Here is a 19,789-nt window from a genome sequence, read left to right on the forward strand (position 1 = left end):
AGGATTAAAAATATATTGTTTTACGATAAAACATAAAAGGGTAATTAAAAAAAAGAATTAATTATACTGATAGGATGATAAGGCAGGTATCGCATGAATAAATACTTTCGATGCTCTTTATATCCTGTTTTTAAAAACAGAGGGACTTTTATGATGAAAAATAAATATTTTTTAGCGTCTATACCTTTATTTATGGGGATTTTATGTTTTGTATTAAAGATGATAACTCCTGAAACTCTTGAAGCAGATGGAACTTTAAGAGAAGCATTCTTATTGTTACCATTAGGTTACTTATTCCTTTTAAGTGGAATTATTTCATTATCAGTTACAGCCATTAAATCAAAATCAAAAAAACACTAACATCGTATTATAACTACATAATTGGTTCTATCATTTCGATTATAGCAGGAACTATGTTTAGTTTATGGTTGTTGCATAAGAATATTTAAAACAAGAACGGTGCATCTTATTTTGATGTTAGTTTTTCATTATTAAACCTAAATGTTCATTTAAGTGATATAATTTTACAAATCAAGAATGGCTATATAGTCATTTGTAAAAGGAGATACTCAAATGGAAAAAATGAAAGTGAAACTAACTAAGATTAAGGATGAAAAATGGGACGTTGAAGTAAATGGAGAAGTTGTAGGAGAATGCAATTTCAGTCCTTTGAAAGGTGGCTGCTACGAGGCAAAAATGAATGATGGAGTTAAAATCATGGCTTTTACCCAGCCATCATTAAAGGGAATGATTGAGAAATGGGCTACAAAATAGCATTAGAAAATAAAACATTGGATACAACAGAAAGGGAAATTTAACTTATGAATAAAAGAAACAATTTCAAATTACCAAAGGAAATAGATTTACAAGTAATCCAAGTAAACTACACTAAAATAGCTAGTATAGAATTTATCGGAATTGAATTTCGCTTAAAAAATTATGAAGAACAATTTCGTTTCGTTACAACTAAAGAACCCATAGAAAAGAGGCTTTATGAAATTCTTATAGTCGAAGAGACACAACTAACAGAAATATACTCGAATAAAAAACCGAAAAAAAATCACATACGTGAAGAAAGAGTAGATGATATTAAAGCAAAAATATTAGAATCAATTGAAACTAATGATGAATTTGCTGAATGTAAAATCGATTTACTTCTATTGTTAGCATAATAGTTATTATAATTACTTAAAAGTCGGTATTCATACTGACTTTTTTAATTACTGCTGCGAATGATGGATTACATAAAATTTATAACTAAAACTAAAAGAAGATGATAAAATTATACAAAAAACATTTAAGGAGAAAAACAATGAATATTGCAAACCCTGTAATCATAAAGGAAATCCAACAAACAATTAAAATGAAGAAAATGATTTTAGAAATCAGCAAGTTAAAAATATCTATGAAAATTCAATTGGGTAAAATGAAAGGTCATAATTACATCGTTCTAGCTGATAATGGTAAGGTTGTAACCAGTTTTAGTTCTTCGTGTTACCTGGATTTAATCCATAATTATAAACACATTGAAAGGTTTAATTTGAACGAAGAAACGCCCACTACCATTAGCCAAAAGTTACAAGAAGACATTAATAAATTACAGGGAGACATTAACAAAGGAAATGAAATCATTGAAAAATGGAATAGAGAAAACTCTACAGTTACTAAAAGTGATATAGTAAGAGTCGCAAACATGTGGAAAAATGGTGAGATAGAAGAACAGTATATCCAAAGATTTCATAACGATAACCCCCTTATAAAACGTAGGGTAATTGATGAAATTTGTTCTTTCGGACCAGATTTCAGAATAGCTGCGATTGAAAGATTAAGTTAAATTTTAAAAATATAATTAACTAAAAGTCGGTATTCATACTGACTTTTTTTAATTAATGCTACGAATGATGGATTACATAAAAGTTAATAATAAAAAAATAACCAAAACCAAAAGAAATCAGTAACTTCATATAAAAACATTAATATTAAAAAAGAATACCTGTAGAAATAAACTGCACAGAGCTCGAAACTGCATTTTTCAAACCAAAAGAAAAATCGATACTTATTTTGTTTTCTAATGAAAGGGATATTTAATTTATGAAAAGAAGAAAAACTTTCAAGTTACCAAAGGAAATAAAATTACAAGTAACCCAAGTAAAACATTATATATCGCAGGATGTTGTTCATGTTGATATTTATTTCCGTTTAGAAAATTATGAAGACGATTTTTGTTTCGAAATAACTAAGGAACCTAAAGAACAGAGTAGTTTTAAAATTATGATACAAAGACGATTGAAACCTCCAGCGCTCAAAGAAATATACTCGGATAACTCGTTAAAAAAATTTAGAAAATATATGGAAGAAGAAAGAATAGAGGAATTTAAAGAAAAAATATTAGAATCAATCGAAGCTAATGATGAATTTGCTGAACATAAATTAGAGTTGCTTCTATTGTTATCATTATAGTTATTATAATAAACTAAAAGTCGGTATTCATACTGACTTTTTTTAATTCACGCTACGAATACTTCTAAAATACACAAACAAAAGAAAAAGCAGTTAGTACACCAACTGCTTTTGTTTTTAATATTTACTTCATATTTATTTGGATATCTAATACTGCTCTTCTCCTTTAATTCTATCCCAAACAACTTGCTTGCGTTCTGTTGTTTTTAGACCTTTTGCCATTAGTTTTTCATATGGAGTTAATCCATCATCAGCCTTTAAAATAATTGAGTTACTTTCCTTATCAACACTGATTTCTAGTGATGAATCAACTTCTAATTTCAAATCATCTAAAATGTTTCTTGGTATTCTTATACCTAAACTGTTTCCCCAAGTTTTCACTTGTACTTTTTGCATAATACAATCCTCCTAATTTGCAGTATAGGTCTAATACAAAATAACTTTCACTTAAAACTACATTAATTTTAACAGACATTTCTTAAATCGTGAAATATAATACCTAAACAATATAAGTTATTGGTATGTTGATTCTGTATTTTTTTCTTTTTTAAACATAACATTTCTAATCTTATTCATTAAGATGATATAATCTATAAAATACGTAAACAAATGGATTTCTATCATGTGTCTATTTGTAAAAGGAGAGAATTATATGGATAATATCCAGGTCAATCAAACAAAATATTCGGGATTACCTTTATCTGCTTTAATTCATTTAATTAAAACCTCTGCACCAGTTAACCAAATGCTTCGTAGGGAGGTTTGGAAGGAATTATTCTATCGGTACTTCACTGAAGGAAGAACGTTTAACCTGTATGAATTATTAAACCGTAATCCACAAATGTTTGCTAATACAATTGGTTGGGAATTGAAAAGAGCAGATGTAGAGGTTCCTGTAGCGCATGCAGAATACTTTATGAAGAACTTACTTGAATTCATTGTTTACATAGATAAACAGGTATTACAATCAGGAGTTCAATTTGAGTGGCAGCTTCACGAGTTAAATGGTATGAAAGAAATGATTGAAAGAGTAAGAGATGCTAAAGTAAAGGATATGACTCTTCGACAAAATATAAATCTCTTCATAGATAAAATCAATCAAACTAGAAAAGAAAGCCTTTTACTGATTGAGGAAGCAAAACAGAAACAAACAAAACAAGAATCTTCGGTTAATAATGAACTGACTATTGTAAGAGAAAATACCGAGATAATGATTACTAAAGAAAAACATGAACTAATGAAACAAGAATTAAAGCGATTGTCTATTCCAGTATCAAAAATGACAAAAAAGCAATGGACAGAAGCAATAAATAACTTTGAAATCTATTATGAAGAAGACAAAAAGAAATTAATTAAACAAGGTTTAAGAAAATATGACTTTTATGACCATAGGCATGTAGCTTTATTGGCATTTAAATTAAATCTAGAATTCAAAATCCCTAATGTATCTATGAGCAATCTATTGTTTTATTCATTTAATTATTATAAACAACCTACTGAATTATTTGGTTCCGATGAAAACTTATACTATGTAATAAAAGAACTGTATTTCAGTGCGGCAGGAGCAACAAAAGAAGGCTGGTATGAATTTTCTACAGCATTTCTAAAAAAATTAAATGGAGACTTTTCTAAACAAAAGTTATTGAAACGTACAATTCAATTAATGGAAGAGGTATATCCTCTTGTGAAGCAATACTACAATTCAGCTTTATCTAAAACTCTACAAGATAAAATAGTGGATATGCTCGAAAAAGGTAGGGTTGTTAAAGGCATTCAGTATGAAAAAGAAATCGGAAATTGGGCTGTCGACGAAGTAGATTCTAAGGGGAAAGAAATTTCTGTATTTGAACAAATCTACAAAGTATTAGATTATATTCGTGGATATAATAAAGGTCATCGTATTGTCCAACACGATATAGAAACTTTTCCAAAGTCAGAAATCGAAATATCAGAAAATGTACCTTATCAGTATCATCAAATGATAAGAGAATTTTGTTTGTTCCCTTCATCTCTTGTGTTTGATGCAGGTGTATATGACTTAATAGATAAACCATATGTACATGAATTACTTCCGGACTTTTTCAGCAGGGGAAGAGGAGAATATCTATTATATTTATTAAAACATAAATACAATAGTGAACAGATTACAGATGAAGAGTTAATTTTCCTGTACAAAACAGATGAAGGACAAGATGTATTTAAAAAAATGACGAATCAAGCATCTGCTATGCAAGGTTGGTTGAAACGTGCAAGTGATTTCATCGGCAGGTTCTTTGACCGTACGCTAAACTTATTTGATTTCAGCAAAGAAGAGGATAGAAGGTTATTTTTCCGATTACCTTTTAGAATTGAAGATTTCTTCCGAGGTCATGGATATACAAAGAAAGAATATGTAGGGTGGATAGCTAATAAATTACGCGAAGAAGCTCCGCACGAATACAATTTAATCGCTGAATACTTTAGCAACATTAATGAGACGTATGAGGACTATAAGAGCTATGATGGGTTTGAATACCTTTCTGATTTCGAACGCTTAGTATTGGAGCGAGAAGGCGTTCAAACAGGTGAAACGATTAAACATCAAGGATATAAAGAAAGAGATATCTATTATTCATCTGAAGAAGCACAGAACAAGTTTTTAATTGAATACTTTCAAAAGTATTATGAGTAAACAAGACGAATGAAACATATACAAACATCCTCTATACCTGGATAGCTATTTACAGCTTCCAGGTTTTTTTATGTATTTAATATGACCTCACATTTATTGTGTAGATACGAAAGATATACATGCTTTAACAAAAAATCCAAATACAATTTATAATTGGATAAAACACTCAGGAGGAATACTTAGATGGAAATTCAATTTGTGGGAGATTATAAAGGATTAAAGCCAATGGGATATCGATTTTTAAAGTTATATGGAGATAACCGTATTTGTTATAGAAAAGAAGATGTTTGGATATGGAGAAGAGATAAATATGTCGAAATAAACGATTTAGATGTGGATTATAGTGCTTTGGCGTTTAAATACTTAATTGATAACAATTTCACAATTAATAACAAATTCAATATCATCGTGATTAATACAAAAACAAAGTCAGTAGAGGACTATGATGCAACAAAACACGAAGATTTATTTTTGTTTACGCAGTTTAATGATTCCGAGATTGATGGAGAATTAAACAAATTCCGTGAAAAATATAGAAAGACAAGGTTAACTAACGAAACAATAGAGTGCTTGAAAGAACTTTATGAGAAGCTGCTGGTTGTAATAGAAAGTGACGAATAAGGAAATTAAAATTTTAAGACGGGTATTATCCTGTCTTTTTTTATTTATTACATGTTGTTTGTTTCTATTTAGATAATAACCTTGCAAAGTTTGAATTTCATGGTAAAATTCCTTATAATTCTATATATCGAGATAATAATAAATTGAGAAAGGGGGATTTTTCATGCAAGTAAATTTAGAAACTATTAAGCAAAAATTAGATAGTGGTGACGAGGTTTTAGCAAACATACGGTGTTCTTTGGAAGTGTATATATATAGAAACACGATGCGACCAGGTATGCTCGTAGCAACTCAAAATAAACTTATTTTTTGTGCAGATTCTTTTTTAGGTGACGAATTCACTGAGATTTACGAGTATAAAAATATAAGTGATATTGCATTAAAAAAAGGAATAATAAACAAATACATTTCAATTAAATATAAAGAAGATGCAGTAAGATTTACACATCTAATAAACGATAATGCAGAAGACTTTATTGCTGCCATTAAGTCAAAAATAAGTAACTAAATGTCTAATGTTTATAAAACTAGATTTATATAAAATAAAAGTTACCACACATGGTAACTTTTATATTTGTATTGTTTGAAATTATAGTTCAATCTTTTCATTTTCCAAGAAGGAAAGAAGATTATAAAATCCAGACTTGCTCTCATATTCGGATGTTTTTTTACATAAATAAGATTTTAAGCTATCAAGAACATCGGACCATTTTTTCCAAAGAAGATATTTTTCACCTTCGTCAAAAATGTATTTACACCCAACGACAGTTCCATTGATATCAACTAAGATGTTTTTCATAGTAAAATCCGATTCACCAATTTCGTAATCGGGATATTCAATATCAAATACTACAGATTCTACCGAGAATTGGTTTTCACGAGCCCAATATTGAATATCTTCTTTAATTAATCTTATATATTCATATTTAACTTCTTGTGATAACGCTATTAATTTTTCCATATTTTTCATCCTTTTTTGTTTTTTTCATTTTATCATAAAATTCTTTGTTGATGTTATTAAAAGTTTTTGTTTCATTATCTGCTATAATATCAAAAAAGATAATGAGGGGAATATATGAAATTAGTTAAGCAACCAACAAATAGTTATATATGCGGGCAAACCTGTGTTTCCATGATTACAGGTATTCCATTAAATGAAGTAATCAAAGAAGTTGGACACAGAAACAGTACGTATACAAGAGAATTGATTAGTATAATGAAGAAATTTAACATTAAATGCGCAGATAAGCATATAGAGGTGGAACATAATAGTCCATACACTCTTCCTAATGTAGCTATCATACAAATTCGAAATAAACGAAAAGGTCATTATGTTATTCATAATAACGGTAAATTTTTTGACCCATACGGAAAAATTTATACATCTGAAGAAGAGTTATTTAAAACTTGTGAGGGTTATGCTATTAAGTATATTATCGAGGTGGATATACCAGGAACAACATTAACAGACAAAGAAGTAGAGTTAATTAATGAAAACCTAAATAAACCGGTAAAACACCATGTGGTTGAATGTGTGAATTGTGGTCATAAGTATAAAAAACAGAGAAAATCAAAACTTATCACTCAGATAGAACGTTATTGGTGTCATAAATGCGGACCTAAACTTGGTAAACTTGAATATAAGGGTTATATGTAATATTTACCTATAATACAGATTAAAAATACAATCAATAGAAAGTTGGTTATCGATGCCAACTTTTTTTCTTTTCAAACGAGAGGGCATAGAGTTTGAAATAATTTGATTATGTAAACTAAATTGTATAACAATTTGTTCTCAGACACAAAAAACTTTTCTTTTGCGACCTAAGATACGTTTAGCTACAAATTTCAGAAGCTCTTTTTTAAATAAAACGACCACAAATGTAGTCATATCAATATGTACAGAGGTTTTTTACCCTTAAAAAATAATGCATTTTATTTAGAATTTCTTTGATTTCTATACAAATGTGAGTGAAAAACGTAGTTTTTAACTTTCTGAACACCAAATAATTACAAATAAAAAAATTAGCAAAAGAAATTTTTAAAAAAGGGTTATTTTCTTTTTTAAAGCATTTACTACCATCAAGATAAAGGAGGTGGATGTAAGAACCATCCAACGACAATCATTGAATATAACAACCAAATGAACCAAAATCAAAATGAACAAAAAAATAAAATTTCAGATTCAGAGAATTTCAGTTTTTTGTATCCAAAATCAAGAAAGTATAAATTTCATCTTAGAAACAATTTTTTGTTGATTTTTTCCAATAGGAGAAATTTTAAAAATAAAACTAAATGAAAGTAGTTAAAAAATAAAGTTTATAATAATTTAGTTATGTAAACTAAATTGTATAACAATTTGCTCTCAGGCACAAAAAACTTTTTATTCATGAACTACGATACGTTTAACTTCGAAATTCAGGTGGTGTTTTTTCAAAAAAATCCACCTGAAACGTAGTAATACCAAGCCTTAGAACGTTTTTTTAGATGCAAAAAATATTGCATTTTCAAGTGTTTTTTCAAGAAAAGAGTGAAATTACATGTAATTTATCGAAAAATAACCACAGAATTAGTCTAGAGACAAGGTGCGATGATATAATGAACGAAAATGTTTTTATCTGTAGAGGAGAAATGTATGTTTACAAAATTTATAGATATATTAAACGCTGTTTTGGATGAAGAAAAACTCACTTCCAGAAATATTATTATTGATGCTCATTATGATTTTGTTTCTGGTGCAGTAATCCATGCAATTAACAGAAATATAAACGGAAATAAATATTCTCTAATTCATTTCGATGATTTCCCTGAATCATTGCAAGCAATTCCTCAAAATAGCATTATTATATTTGATTTGAATACGTTGCAAAAATACACAATCTTGGATATTTTTCGGTTTATACGCGTATCAGAACACCATCGTGGCGATTGTATCCATATAATCATAACTAAAACCGATGACCTCGAAGTCACTAACACTAATGAGTTTGGACTTTTGTACAAGGAATTTACACAGAAGTTATTCAATGTTAATTTAGAAACGAATATTACCGCTACACCAAATCCGCACGTTTTATGGAGCATTCTAGGTTCGTCCGCATTGTTGAACAATCAAAAGAAAATTTTAGTGGAGAGTTTATTGTATGAACAAAAATTTAAGCGGGATGTAATTCCAGAAGAAATATATGAAACCCAGGTTTAAAGACCTGGGTTTCATATATAGAGAAATTAAGATATGATAATACTTTTTTAGACTTTGGTAAAGATAATCCCTAATTATCATTACCAAAGTATTTTGCTTATAAATAGGAATTATTACGTTTTAAAACTAAGAAAGGAGAAACAACTGAGAAACTAGAATAAGACCTTTAAAACACAATTGACGAATACCAAATCCGTGTTATATATATAAAAAATAAAAGAACATATTGGAGGAAATAATATGGCGAATTCACATGATGATTTCTTAGAATTGATGACTGGAGTAAATTGGGGATGACTTGATTAAGAAACACAAAGTACCAACAGGTTCAGTAATCATAAATGAAGTAATAAAGAAACCTGAAACAAACAATGAAAGTTATATGCATACGATTGATGATGATACATGTAATCAAATGAATGAAGTTTTAATGCAATTACGAAAAGAAATTCATAAAAAAGTAATTGTTCAACAGATTAATGACAATTTAATCAGCATTAACGGCGTGTTGGTAAAAGGAAATCGTTATTATTATTTTGAATCTGGCGATTTAGTAGGTATGCCTGCAAAGGAAAAAATTAAGCGACATCGTAGATTATCCGGTTCAGTTATTCTTCCTTTTGATTTATTTTAAAGACTATAGACATTAAAAATAAAAAAGACTTTCAAATTGATTAAGTTCAAAAAGTCTTTTTTCTTATTTCATCTCACTCGACTAGTAATCTTAAAAAATTGAGACGAGATTCTGAATTTGTCTCAATCGAGTAGTATTCTTAAAAAAATGAGATATCAAAAATTAAAAAAGTTAAAACTTTAAATTACTTTAAAACGCTTTAAAATCCTTTGATTTTCTTTAAATTCCTGTAGCTAAAACTAAATAATTTTAATGAATCGGTACTTATTATAAATGTCCAGAAAGATTTCTTGTTATGAAATGATATTTCCTCTAATAACAATTTTTATAATAGAATCGGTCATAATTCAGAATGGTTTTTGATTCATCCGTATTAACATTTAGCCTTATTACTACATTGATTTACACTCTCCTCCACCTATCCCTTTCTGTTTGCACTCTAGTTTACATAATGTATTTATCGTAAACATTCTCCTGTCTATTGAATTATTTAGTAAAAAAACAAGACCAATTTCATTAGTCTTGTTCCAATGAGTATAATATCAAATAGTTTCTTCTTAATACTATTCATGTCATGTATGAATTCACTATCGTCTCCTAAAAACATCTATGCTTATTTTAAAATTCCGTTGGCATTCCAACCCCTTCTACATAAATTCCATCCTTTTCAACCGTTACTCTTATTATGCTTGTTACAATTATTAAAGTACCATCTGTAGCTTTTTGTTTATCTCCTATAACTACACCTACATACTTCGATTCCTTAGAAAATTCAGCTGTAAACTTCTTCATATTTGCTGCACTCATCTCTTCTCCTCCTTTGCTTGCTACATATTTATCAAATTATAGCATCATCTTTAATATTCGCTTCTATTTTCAGCAAAAACTTACCTAATCGTTTATAAATGAATCTTATGGTATTCCTATTTATTTATAAAATATTCCATTAATTTACCAGGTCTATTAATTTCTATATAATGTATATGAGATGACAGAATAAGGGAATGGGGGATTTTCATTGGAGAAAATAAACATAGAATTAGACAATGCATCTTATAGGAATATTCATTTATTATTACATATTTTAATTGAATTAACTTCTACGATATCAACTAGAACTCAATATTCTCCGGAACAATACCAGGGACTAATAAAAAGTATTCATGAGCCACTGAAAACTATAAAAATGACTTTAGAATCAAAGTAATATATTTAACTGAATGAAAAGTAAAAAAAGACCATTATCATAAATAATGGTCTTTTTTCATAAATTTAATTTTCTTTATTTAATGAACATCTGAAAATCTTAGAGATAACATCACAAAATGGAATACACTAGCTGCGCTATTTCAAATGCATTTTTCCCAGCAAGGTGTTTACTTTGGTTCTGTATCTCCATAAGTCCCCCATCTATGTATCTATAAAACAAGCGTATGATGCGTTGATTGCCAAAACATATTTGAATTTCAAAGGTCAGCCAGTTTGGTTCGTCTATCAACACCTCTTTTACCTCTGCATACACCAGGAGTTGAAATACTTCAAACATTTCATGTAATTCTTTTATAGCTTGTTCTTGAATTTCTTTGTTTGTTCCTTGCATGACACGTATCAATCGCAACATCTCCTTTTTAACTAGTATACCTTATATATTGTGCATAGCATAAGTAGTTCCACCTACATTAGACGACAAGCAATTATCTCATTCAGTCTAATATGCCTCCCCTCCTTATATTAACTTCTAACTATTTTTTAACCATTATCTAGAAATTCAATTAGAATAAGATAAAAACAAACCAAAGGAGCAATACAATATGTTTAATTTCAAGGTGTCTTATAAAATTGGTGATTCAGCAGTTTCAACAATCGAAAAAATCTCCACTACAGCTAAACTTGCAGGAGATTTAGTTGAAACGGAGTTAAAAAGACGTTTCGAAACTGCTAAAACTTCTGTTTCTATAGTAGGCGTCGAGTTATTACAGACAATGAAATTCAAAAAAACTTGCTAGTTAATGGTAAGTTTTTTTCTTGTATCCTCATTACCTTTGTAATTAGCTTCTTTACATTGTCATATAGAATAAAGTTGTTTCCTATTTAACATAAATACATATATCTATACCTCCCTCCCCTCTTCCCTATTATTTCTTTTGTTTTTTCGCTTGTCGTAAAAATGATTTTTTTAATCAGAATAGCTCCAGAATTGATTACATATGTCCATATTTTGAATTTGCACATGAGAATAATCAATATATGTATAAAAAAATCCTTAATCTATGAAAAAAAATCCGATTTTTGATTTTTTCTGGATTTGTATTTGTTAAAATAAATTCAACATCAATCGAATTGAAATTAAAGGAGAATTACAACATGAAACTTTTAGAAAGAGCTATTTCTTTAGCTTTAAAACATAATTCTGTATTAATTAGTGAAGAAGTGCCTCATCGAGATGAAAAACTTATATGGGAATGCCAAGAGGGACATCAATGGGAAGATACATATGGATATATGAGAACTGCATTTCGTTGTAAGGAATGTATGATACAAAAAAAGAGTAAAGAAAGAATTGCTTTGGCTCAAAAAATGGCTGCCGAACACAACGGTATGTGTTTATCAGAAGAAATGTTGTATTCAAAAGAAGGTACTTTAGAATGGAAATGTGAAAAAAATCATATTTGGAAAAGCAGTTTTTACTCTGTTAAAAACGGAAGCTGGTGCCCAACTTGCGCTATAAAAGGTCGTGGTCCAAATTCAAAAAAATGGACAATTGAATCTTTACAAAAGCTTGCTGAAAGCCGAGGAGGAAATATGCTTTCTTCTGAGTATATTGACCAATACTTGCACCTCAAATGGGAATGCGAACATGGTCATCAATGGAATGCAGCCCTAAACGATGTAAGAAATGGCTCATGGTGTCCATTGTGTAGAAAGGTATCATTGGAACAAGTACAAGAAGTTGCTGCTTTACATAAAGGAAAATGTTTATCTACTTCTTGGAAAAATGTTAAAGATAAACTTCTTTGGGAATGCGAAAACGGTCATCAATTCAAAAAACGTTATAATGAAGTTAAAAGTGGCTTTTGGTGTCAAGAATGCAAGAAAGACGAAAATTTACTTAATGCTCAGCGAAAAGCAATAGAGTTCGGAGGGAAATGCCTATCCGACAAATATGAGCATTCTAATAATAAATTGCAGTGGGAATGCGAACACGGACACACATGGGAATCTAGATATCATTCCGTTATGGCAGGGCATTGGTGTTACGTATGTAGTAGAAAAAATGCGAAACGTGGAGAAAATTTGAAACCTAGATTTACAATTCAAGATATGAATCAAGTTGCAGCAAAATACGGTGGAGAATGCCTTTCTGAGCAATATCAAAATGCAAGAGAAAAACTGAAATGGAAATGTGAGAACGGTCATATTTTCGAAAGAAGCCTTAATAACATAAGACGAAAACGCTGGTGTACAGAGTGTAAAAAAATGAATCAAGTACATGAACAACTTAAGATAGAAATTGATGCTCCGAGAAAATTAAAGTTTACTATTGAAGATATGCAAAATTTTGCGAAACAACTTGGCGGAGAATGTCTTTCAACGGAATATCTAGGTCAAAGAAATAAATTAACGTGGAAATGCGCGAATGGTCATACATGGGAAAGAAGCTTAAATGAAACTAGACGTGGATATTGGTGCACAACATGTAAAAAAGAAGAAAAGAAAAAAGTTAAGCTCTAAGTCTATATAGTCATAAATTCAGTCTCAAAAAGAAATACAGAAAAAAAACGCTGTTGTGTATATCAACAGCGTTTTTATTTTGTTATCTTAAAAAATGATATTTAATGGCTTTCTCTTGCTTAACGTTTGTAAATAGCAATCCAAGAACCATATCCATCTTGTTTAGGATATTTATCTTTTAAATAAAATGCCTTACCACATTTTGTTACTGAATTAGAAATTAAACTTTGAGACTTATATTCCATTTGAAATGCATCTGGTACAGTTTTGCTGCAATCAATCGTGCTTGCATCAACATATGCAAAAGCACTTCCTGCTCCTCCTAATAAAAAACCTGCTGTTAAAGCTCCTGCTACTAATTTCTTGAACATAAAATTTCCCCCTCAAATATTATTCATATCTTACATTTCAAATGTAACATATTTGGTGGATTTGTAAATATCTTGAATATGTAGAAACACTTATCGAAATTTTCGGAAAATATTCCCTAATTGGGGTGGAACGCCCATTTTCCGCATAGAAGTTTGCAGGTTTTTGTCGAAATTCATCCATCGTATATTTTTGATATTATATTTTTCGTTTAATCGGAAATAGTAAATGTAATTTTCTCAATAATAGTTATAATTTTCCGTCTTTTTCTTCATCAGTATTCACGGATGTGCTTTATATATAGGAAATCCTTACTCTCTCTAACTCGTACGCTAAAAAATTGTGTATATTACCTTTGATAATCTATTGTTGTGGAACTAAATGAAGGTCTTTTTTCAACAAAAAAGAAGCCATTTGGCTCCTTATGATTTTATTTTCCTTATTAAACTTTCTATTTCTATTTCATGTTCACCATATTTACGACTTAGAGATTTAATTTTAAATTTAGTATCTCTCAACTCTTCTTTTATTGCTTCAAATACTCTTTTGTTATCATTAAGTTTTTCTTCTAATTGCATAGTTAGATTATCTACCTTTTCTTCTATACGCACTTGACCTTTTTCTAATCCATCCAATTTTGAAAGTATTTGTTTTAACATATCTTCCATTTGTTATCACCCCATTTTCTTTTTATTATATCACTTGTTTTTTAGTCCAATCTTTAACTTTCCGCTGCTTCAGAATAAAAAAGTATTCCTTTCAAAAATAATATGCCTATCTATAATTAATTTAAATGTGCATCTAAAAAAGCCACCTGATTAAGGTGACTTTTATCATTCGTCAGGTACTTTTATACCTTCCTTGTTGTATCTGCGTTCTTTTCTCTTCTCTTTAATCGTTTTGATTGAATAGACAATAAGATATAAAGAAACTGCCGCAAAGAACGCTATAGTTAGTTTTAATATTAATGAAACAATAGCAGTATCTGTAATCGAATAAGCAAATAGTACAATACAAAGCACTAAAGCCCAGACAATGAATAGTTTTATAACATTAGCCAATTCATATGCTCCTTTTGTTTATATTATATATGTTCTGTCCAGTTGAAAATGTGTGTTGATGAACTTCCCGCCTCAGAGTACCAGACGATTGCAAGGTAGAGGAAGAATTCTTCTTTTTTATTTTATCACATCAGTTCCTATTAAGCATAAATAATCAATCCAGAATAGCACCTCCCTCCTCCCCTCTGTTCATAAAGAAAATGCTGCTACCGCATTCAGGAATACTTTATTGTGTATTTTTTCACCAAACCGCAAAAAGTCTATTATAATTAGTAAAAAAACATCTATATCTATGTATATAGCAAAAGGAGAAATTAACTATGAACAAATACACAATTGAAAGTTTAAAAGAAATTATGAGTAATGCAACATACGATTACAATCATCAAATCAAGCAATTCGATGTAGACAAAGCGAATAAATTGGTAAAAGCAATCGAAAGTAGTCGTAATGACAAATCACCACAAATTGGAGATATTGTAGAGTTTACCAACAAACATGGTGACTACTGTGCAAATGCTCATGTTGAAGAATTAAAAGAAGATGGATTATATATTTGCGAAAGACCTTCATCTTCCTTTGTATCTGTAAATGAAAGTAATAAATCTATTTACACTTCAACTGGAGGCGGAAGCTGGACAGATATCCCAATGAACTTAACTTATGTTGGAAAAAGAGAAAAAGCATTTGTCGCTTGGGGACATGGTGGAGCTTGCGGGAATGGTGCAATTACTTTTATTGCAGAAGTAAATGTGTGGGAATATAAAGAAGCTGATTTAACATACACGACAAAAACGCATGATAAATTCCATGTTTCAATTCGTGAAGATGCGGATTCTGCTCATTATAAATACGTTATAACAAAAGGTGCTTTAAGCCATACTGCATTTAAAACGGATGAAGAGTATCAAGCATGGTTAAAAACATATCATGGTGTAGAAAAAGATGGTGCTTGGGAAAACACTAAGATTGTTTGGACATATAAGCAAACGTCAAGCTGTATCCCTCTAGAAGAGTATTTAAAAATTGAAGGTGCAGTTTTAGATAGTGAATTATGTAACGGAACGATTCAACAATGCAAACGCATTTACGAAGGCACTTCTGTAACAACATTTTTACCATTTCAAAATGATAAAATCGAGCTTACAGGTGTAAAACAATATAAAAAGTCTTATGAAACAATGTAATTAAATATAAAGGTCCATTCTTAGAATGGGCTTTTTCTATCTTTTGTATAAATAATTAGCAAACATTGTTGTTTTTTAAAACTTTTTTAAAATAAAGGTTATAATTTAATCATAAGGAACAACTGACAAATAAAGTGCATATACAGGAGATGATAGTATGAACCTTGAAGAAGCAAAAGCACATAAGAAAGAGCTTGACGGTATAAATAGAAAACACTCAGAAGTATTACAACAGTTTGAAACAAATGGCATGGGATTAGTACCAGACAATATCAGAGCAACACCAGAATGGCAAAAAGCCAAACAAGATTTTGACCGTTCGTTCGCAGAGTTAAGAAATTTCAATGCATGGTTTGTAAAGGAATTTAGAAAGAAAAAAAGCAGATAAAATGTTGATTTTATTAGTTCCTATTGCAAAAAAATATTGCATTAAACACGTTAATAATAATTAGATAACAACTACTTACGGAGGAATCAATATGAGTGAAACATTAGATATCGCTACAAGAAGATTTAATATTTTTTTGAAAGAGTTAGCAAAAAAAGAAAAAGCGAGTGGTAACGACGAAATTGCACAAAAGTTATTGTTGTTAGAGGAAGAAACTAATAGTTATGTAGAAATTAAAGAGTTAGCAAATACATTCTATGAAATTTACCACAAAAAATAAGCAATTATTCTTATCTAAGCATCCATAATGGGATGCTTTTTCTATAGAACCTTTCATTCTATTTCTAAAACTATAATAGAATATAATAAATTTGATTATAAGGAACAAACGTTCTATAATGTTAATAATGTTTATATGGAGGTGTTATGAATGAGACCTATTCTTACAAAAGAAATTAGCATTCAGGATTTTAAAAATTATTATTGGTTAAAAGAAGAATTACAATCATTTTGTAGAGAACATGGAATAAGTGCATCGGGCTCTAAAATAGAGATTTCTGATAGAATCGAAACATTTCTTCGGACCGGAGAGATAAAAAAACCACAAAGAACTTCAAAGCCTACTAATAAAGTTCGAATGAATAGCGAACTAAGTCTTGATACAGTCATTACGGAAAATCATCGTTGTAGTCAAGATGTGAGAGCCTTTTTCCAAACAGTAATTCCAAAGTTTCATTTTTCTACCTATATCCAAAACTATTTTAAAAGCAATATTGGTAAAACGTATCGTGATGTTGTAGATGCATGGAATGAAGAAGCAGAACGTAAAAAAGACCCGTCATACCAAAAGAAAATCGCCCCTCAGTTTGAATATAACCAATTCACTCGTGACTTTTTCGCTGACTCAAAAAATAAAGGTAAGAGTCGTGCAGAAGCAATTGAAGCTTGGAATAAGATTAAGAAACTACCTGGAAGTAACAAATATATACCTGAAAGAGAATAATAAAAAAAGGAGCAAGTATATGCGCTCCTTTTTAGATAATAATGTCGATTGTTATTTAATTAGAAGGAATCTTTATTTATTATTCTATCCCCTCTTCACTCTTGTGATTCTAGCCATTTAGAAGCAACTAAAATCATTTCATCAAATGTCGTGATATTTTGAGAATCTGGTATATATACACCATAGTTCTCTGCATATATACCTTTCTCCTCACCTATAACATTTTCAAATGTTACACCTTCTATTACAACAGTCATACTTTTAAAGGTAACGTTCATTTTACCTCTCTCCTTTTTAAATCATTTTTATCGCATATGACTTATTTTGTAGTCTCTATCTTCTCTCTCCAATTCAATCCAAACTGTGAATTTGCAGCTTCTAAAATGGATTTATGAGAATAAGAAACAGGATAATCTAACTTAGTTGATTTGCATTTTCCTTTAAGATTATGAAGTTTCTGAAGGAGTGAATCCACTTCCGCCATCAAGTCTTTGTCTAACCTTTCTTCAACAACACTAAATGCTGTTTGTTCTGCTTCTGCTGGAAGTTTATCCTCCTGGTTAACAAATACCCAAGAATCACTTTTTACATTGGAATGCATGAAGAACCAATAGTTCTTTTCAGTTTTGATTTTGTAAATAGTAAACTCTTTATTAAAATGCTCCTTAAAGACTGGTAACTCTTCTTCAGGCATAATAAACTTGCTAATAACCTCTGTTGGTCTTAAGTATTTATTACCTTCTCTTCGTGCATCTTCTAAAATGGTTTTCATTTCAACGAATTCGCTTTCTGCATCTTCATTTACAAGAATTTCATTGAACTCGCGAATCATATCTTCCAATCTTTCGTCCTCTTTATTTTTAAATCTGAGAAGGAAATATTCATTAATCACAAATTTAAAGTTAACAATTGGTGGATGAAGTAGGTTATAAAGTTTTGTTTCTTCTTCAACCTTATCTAATACCTTTTTCATAACTCCTGCCTCTATAGGAAGACGAATCATTTCTTGTTTATTCTCATTATCAATCACAACAACATCATCATTTTCAACTTTTAAGTTGAAATATTTATTTTGATAATAGAAAGTTGTGTCGAGTAAAGCAAAAAAGGTATTTCTGAATTTCTTACTTGAAAAAGTAGGATTTTCTTCCTGTAGTTGATTTACTTCTTCCGTTAATAACAACATCTGTGCTAGTTTATTATCCGGTTGATTTTCTCTGAATAACTTTGAATTGCCGTTTGATGTATAAATAATAGAAAATAAGTTCTTTATTGGTGGCACTTCGGTTAAACCAGCGTTATCAGTTGAGTGAATGAAAGCTAACGTTTCGTTACTCATTCTAAAGAAGAGTCTATCAATGTCCTTTAACTGTTTATATCCTTTCCAATACTCAAGCAATGCAAGAATGCTTTTTTCTCTAAGTTGTAAATCTTCTTGTGAGTATTCACGATAAGAACGAACCTTACTTGTTGTTTCCAAGTTAATTATCATATAACTAGGAGACTCATTCTTTATTGAGATAGAAGAAGTTATATCTAGTCGAGTTTCTGTTGTTTTAACGTTTATCACAGCTTGTTTAACGGTATATTTCACTTCTACTTCTGCTTTCTTTGCCTCCGTTAATTTACTTGCTGCTTCTTCTACAATGTTTTGACAGTTCTTTTTTAATTCAGGAAGTTTCATTTTGTTATGCTCCTTTTGTTTTGTTTTTTTGGAAATTTTAACACAATATTTGAGATGTGAGTGGAATTAGTATAAAAAGAGAATGAAAAAGAAAAATACCCGCCTGTAAAAGCGCGAGTATCTTGATTGATGTACTATTCCTCTTATATAAGTTGTATCGAATCGATGTAAAACTACATCAAGCACTTCTCCTTCTTTTCTTCTTCTTTGTTTTAAACATCTTTTTGCGATTGGTATTCAGAACATCCGCAATGATATGCATGGCACTAGCTGCAACAATTCCGACAAATAAAGAAAAAAGAACGGTTTGATTCTTTATAAGATAATCTAGTAAATCTCCATGCATGATGAATGTATTTACTCCATATAAAACGGGTGACATTATAATGGCTAAATACATAACACGAATAATGTCTCCTAAAACAATCGTATGCGATAAAAAAGAACGATGAGGCATGATACGCATATATGGGTACCATAGAAAACGGAATATCCCCCATTTTCGATACGAATCACTTTTAATATCCATATCCGGCGTTATAAAATATGTACCTATAACATAACCCAATCCGAATAATACATAAAAGGATGCATTTGTAATCCCCCAAAGTAAGAGCGCCACTACTAAAGCAGGTAATGTAAAGAAATTAATTTTGGTGTGCGTTTTTCCAGATGGCATAAGGATTCCTCTCTAACAATAGTTTCATAGTCTATTCATAATTATAAAGAAAGGTTACAAAATTGGAAAGTATATCCGGAAAATTCTGCTTTAAATCC

27 protein-coding genes are annotated in these 19,789 nt (G+C 29.9%); 17 read left to right on the plus strand and 10 right to left on the minus strand.

The window, feature by feature from the left end:
* The first annotated feature begins 150 nt into the window (after window positions 1–150).
* The 5 genes from PDL00_RS04355 (at window position 151) to PDL00_RS04375 (ending at window position 2,460) form a co-directional block, all read left to right on the plus strand.
* Complete coding sequence (locus PDL00_RS04355) at window positions 151–360, plus strand: DUF3955 domain-containing protein (protein WP_333563526.1); 210 nt, start codon at window positions 151–153, stop codon at window positions 358–360.
* 213 nt (window positions 361–573) lie between these two features.
* On the plus strand, window positions 574–774 hold the full coding sequence (locus tag PDL00_RS04360; RefSeq protein ID WP_270726813.1) for a hypothetical protein: 201 nt from the start codon (window positions 574–576) through the stop codon (window positions 772–774).
* 47 nt (window positions 775–821) lie between these two features.
* Complete coding sequence (locus PDL00_RS04365) at window positions 822–1,172, plus strand: hypothetical protein (RefSeq protein ID WP_270726816.1); 351 nt, start codon at window positions 822–824, stop codon at window positions 1,170–1,172.
* Between the two features lie 140 nt (window positions 1,173–1,312).
* Window positions 1,313–1,834, plus strand: a complete 522-nt coding sequence (locus PDL00_RS04370) for a hypothetical protein (RefSeq protein WP_270726818.1) — start codon at window positions 1,313–1,315, stop codon at window positions 1,832–1,834.
* Window positions 1,835–2,091: 257 nt separating this feature from the next.
* Window positions 2,092–2,460, plus strand: coding sequence for a hypothetical protein (locus tag PDL00_RS04375; protein WP_270726821.1), 369 nt, complete (start codon window positions 2,092–2,094; stop codon window positions 2,458–2,460).
* Between the two features lie 147 nt (window positions 2,461–2,607).
* Here the strand turns inward: PDL00_RS04375 and PDL00_RS04380 are convergent, their stop codons facing one another.
* Window positions 2,608–2,856: an AbrB/MazE/SpoVT family DNA-binding domain-containing protein gene (locus PDL00_RS04380; protein ID WP_270726823.1), complete on the minus strand. Its 249-nt coding sequence runs from the start codon at window positions 2,854–2,856 to the stop codon at window positions 2,608–2,610.
* Window positions 2,857–3,112: 256 nt separating this feature from the next.
* Between PDL00_RS04380 and PDL00_RS04385 the strand changes: the two genes are divergently transcribed.
* The 3 genes from PDL00_RS04385 to PDL00_RS04395 all read left to right on the plus strand — a co-directional run bounded on the left by PDL00_RS04385 (window position 3,113) and on the right by PDL00_RS04395 (window position 6,260).
* Window positions 3,113–5,131 carry a hypothetical protein gene (locus PDL00_RS04385; RefSeq protein WP_270726825.1) on the plus strand — a complete coding sequence of 673 codons (2,019 nt, stop codon included), beginning with the start codon at window positions 3,113–3,115 and terminating at the stop codon, window positions 5,129–5,131.
* 183 nt (window positions 5,132–5,314) lie between these two features.
* Window positions 5,315–5,752 (plus strand): hypothetical protein, encoded by a 438-nt coding sequence (locus PDL00_RS04390; RefSeq protein WP_270726828.1) that lies wholly within the window; start codon window positions 5,315–5,317, stop codon window positions 5,750–5,752.
* A 163-nt stretch (window positions 5,753–5,915) separates the two neighbouring features.
* Complete coding sequence (locus tag PDL00_RS04395; protein ID WP_270726831.1) at window positions 5,916–6,260, plus strand: PH domain-containing protein; 345 nt, start codon at window positions 5,916–5,918, stop codon at window positions 6,258–6,260.
* Between the two features lie 81 nt (window positions 6,261–6,341).
* Here the strand turns inward: PDL00_RS04395 and PDL00_RS04400 are convergent, their stop codons facing one another.
* Entirely contained in the window at window positions 6,342–6,713 is a 372-nt protein-coding gene (locus PDL00_RS04400; RefSeq protein ID WP_270726833.1) for a hypothetical protein, read from the minus strand.
* A 114-nt stretch (window positions 6,714–6,827) separates the two neighbouring features.
* Between PDL00_RS04400 and PDL00_RS04405 the strand changes: the two genes are divergently transcribed.
* The 3 genes from PDL00_RS04405 to PDL00_RS04415 all read left to right on the plus strand — a co-directional run bounded on the left by PDL00_RS04405 (window position 6,828) and on the right by PDL00_RS04415 (window position 9,588).
* Entirely contained in the window at window positions 6,828–7,409 is a 582-nt protein-coding gene (locus PDL00_RS04405) for a hypothetical protein (protein WP_270726836.1), read from the plus strand.
* Window positions 7,410–8,387: 978 nt separating this feature from the next.
* Entirely contained in the window at window positions 8,388–8,954 is a 567-nt protein-coding gene (locus PDL00_RS04410) for a hypothetical protein (protein ID WP_270726839.1), read from the plus strand.
* A 298-nt stretch (window positions 8,955–9,252) separates the two neighbouring features.
* Window positions 9,253–9,588 carry a hypothetical protein gene (locus PDL00_RS04415; protein ID WP_270726842.1) on the plus strand — a complete coding sequence of 112 codons (336 nt, stop codon included), beginning with the start codon at window positions 9,253–9,255 and terminating at the stop codon, window positions 9,586–9,588.
* A gap of 618 nt (window positions 9,589–10,206) precedes the next feature.
* Here the strand turns inward: PDL00_RS04415 and PDL00_RS04420 are convergent.
* Window positions 10,207–10,395 carry a hypothetical protein gene (locus PDL00_RS04420; RefSeq protein ID WP_270726845.1) on the minus strand — a complete coding sequence of 63 codons (189 nt, stop codon included), beginning with the start codon at window positions 10,393–10,395 and terminating at the stop codon, window positions 10,207–10,209.
* Window positions 10,396–10,906: 511 nt separating this feature from the next.
* A complete protein-coding gene (locus PDL00_RS04425) occupies window positions 10,907–11,200 on the minus strand; it encodes a hypothetical protein (protein WP_270726847.1) in 294 nt (97 codons plus the stop codon).
* 199 nt (window positions 11,201–11,399) lie between these two features.
* Here PDL00_RS04425 and PDL00_RS04430 point away from each other — a divergent pair, with 199 nt between their 5' ends.
* On the plus strand, window positions 11,400–11,594 hold the full coding sequence (locus PDL00_RS04430; RefSeq protein WP_270726850.1) for a hypothetical protein: 195 nt from the start codon (window positions 11,400–11,402) through the stop codon (window positions 11,592–11,594).
* Window positions 11,595–11,952: 358 nt separating this feature from the next.
* Window positions 11,953–13,320 (plus strand): hypothetical protein, encoded by a 1,368-nt coding sequence (locus PDL00_RS04435; protein ID WP_270726853.1) that lies wholly within the window; start codon window positions 11,953–11,955, stop codon window positions 13,318–13,320.
* 119 nt (window positions 13,321–13,439) lie between these two features.
* Here the strand turns inward: PDL00_RS04435 and PDL00_RS04440 are convergent, their stop codons facing one another.
* From PDL00_RS04440 to PDL00_RS04450, 3 genes are all read right to left on the minus strand, one after another.
* Complete coding sequence (locus PDL00_RS04440; protein ID WP_270726856.1) at window positions 13,440–13,691, minus strand: hypothetical protein; 252 nt, start codon at window positions 13,689–13,691, stop codon at window positions 13,440–13,442.
* Window positions 13,692–14,111: 420 nt separating this feature from the next.
* Window positions 14,112–14,357, minus strand: coding sequence for a hypothetical protein (locus PDL00_RS04445; RefSeq protein WP_270726858.1), 246 nt, complete (start codon window positions 14,355–14,357; stop codon window positions 14,112–14,114).
* Between the two features lie 165 nt (window positions 14,358–14,522).
* On the minus strand, window positions 14,523–14,750 hold the full coding sequence (locus PDL00_RS04450) for a hypothetical protein (protein WP_270726861.1): 228 nt from the start codon (window positions 14,748–14,750) through the stop codon (window positions 14,523–14,525).
* 320 nt (window positions 14,751–15,070) lie between these two features.
* Between PDL00_RS04450 and PDL00_RS04455 the strand changes: the two genes are divergently transcribed.
* From PDL00_RS04455 to PDL00_RS04470, 4 genes are all read left to right on the plus strand, one after another.
* Window positions 15,071–15,937 carry a DUF4121 family protein gene (locus tag PDL00_RS04455; RefSeq protein WP_270726863.1) on the plus strand — a complete coding sequence of 289 codons (867 nt, stop codon included), beginning with the start codon at window positions 15,071–15,073 and terminating at the stop codon, window positions 15,935–15,937.
* A gap of 157 nt (window positions 15,938–16,094) precedes the next feature.
* Window positions 16,095–16,325, plus strand: a complete 231-nt coding sequence (locus tag PDL00_RS04460; RefSeq protein ID WP_270726865.1) for a hypothetical protein — start codon at window positions 16,095–16,097, stop codon at window positions 16,323–16,325.
* 91 nt (window positions 16,326–16,416) lie between these two features.
* Window positions 16,417–16,605, plus strand: coding sequence for a hypothetical protein (locus PDL00_RS04465; RefSeq protein WP_270726866.1), 189 nt, complete (start codon window positions 16,417–16,419; stop codon window positions 16,603–16,605).
* A 150-nt stretch (window positions 16,606–16,755) separates the two neighbouring features.
* Entirely contained in the window at window positions 16,756–17,328 is a 573-nt protein-coding gene (locus PDL00_RS04470; protein ID WP_270726868.1) for a DUF6434 domain-containing protein, read from the plus strand.
* Window positions 17,329–17,423: 95 nt separating this feature from the next.
* Here PDL00_RS04470 and PDL00_RS04475 read toward each other — a convergent pair whose 3' ends face one another.
* The 3 genes from PDL00_RS04475 to PDL00_RS04485 all read right to left on the minus strand — a co-directional run bounded on the left by PDL00_RS04475 (window position 17,424) and on the right by PDL00_RS04485 (window position 19,691).
* Window positions 17,424–17,606 (minus strand): hypothetical protein, encoded by a 183-nt coding sequence (locus PDL00_RS04475; RefSeq protein ID WP_098006094.1) that lies wholly within the window; start codon window positions 17,604–17,606, stop codon window positions 17,424–17,426.
* Window positions 17,607–17,647: 41 nt separating this feature from the next.
* Window positions 17,648–19,012, minus strand: a complete 1,365-nt coding sequence (locus PDL00_RS04480) for a hypothetical protein (protein ID WP_270726873.1) — start codon at window positions 19,010–19,012, stop codon at window positions 17,648–17,650.
* A gap of 178 nt (window positions 19,013–19,190) precedes the next feature.
* Window positions 19,191–19,691: a metal-binding protein gene (locus PDL00_RS04485; RefSeq protein ID WP_270726876.1), complete on the minus strand. Its 501-nt coding sequence runs from the start codon at window positions 19,689–19,691 to the stop codon at window positions 19,191–19,193.
* Between the last annotated feature and the right edge of the window lie 98 nt (window positions 19,692–19,789).

This window comes from Bacillus cereus group sp. TH152-1LC (genome assembly GCF_027710505.1).
GTDB lineage: Bacteria > Bacillota > Bacilli > Bacillales > Bacillaceae_G > Bacillus_A > Bacillus_A mobilis.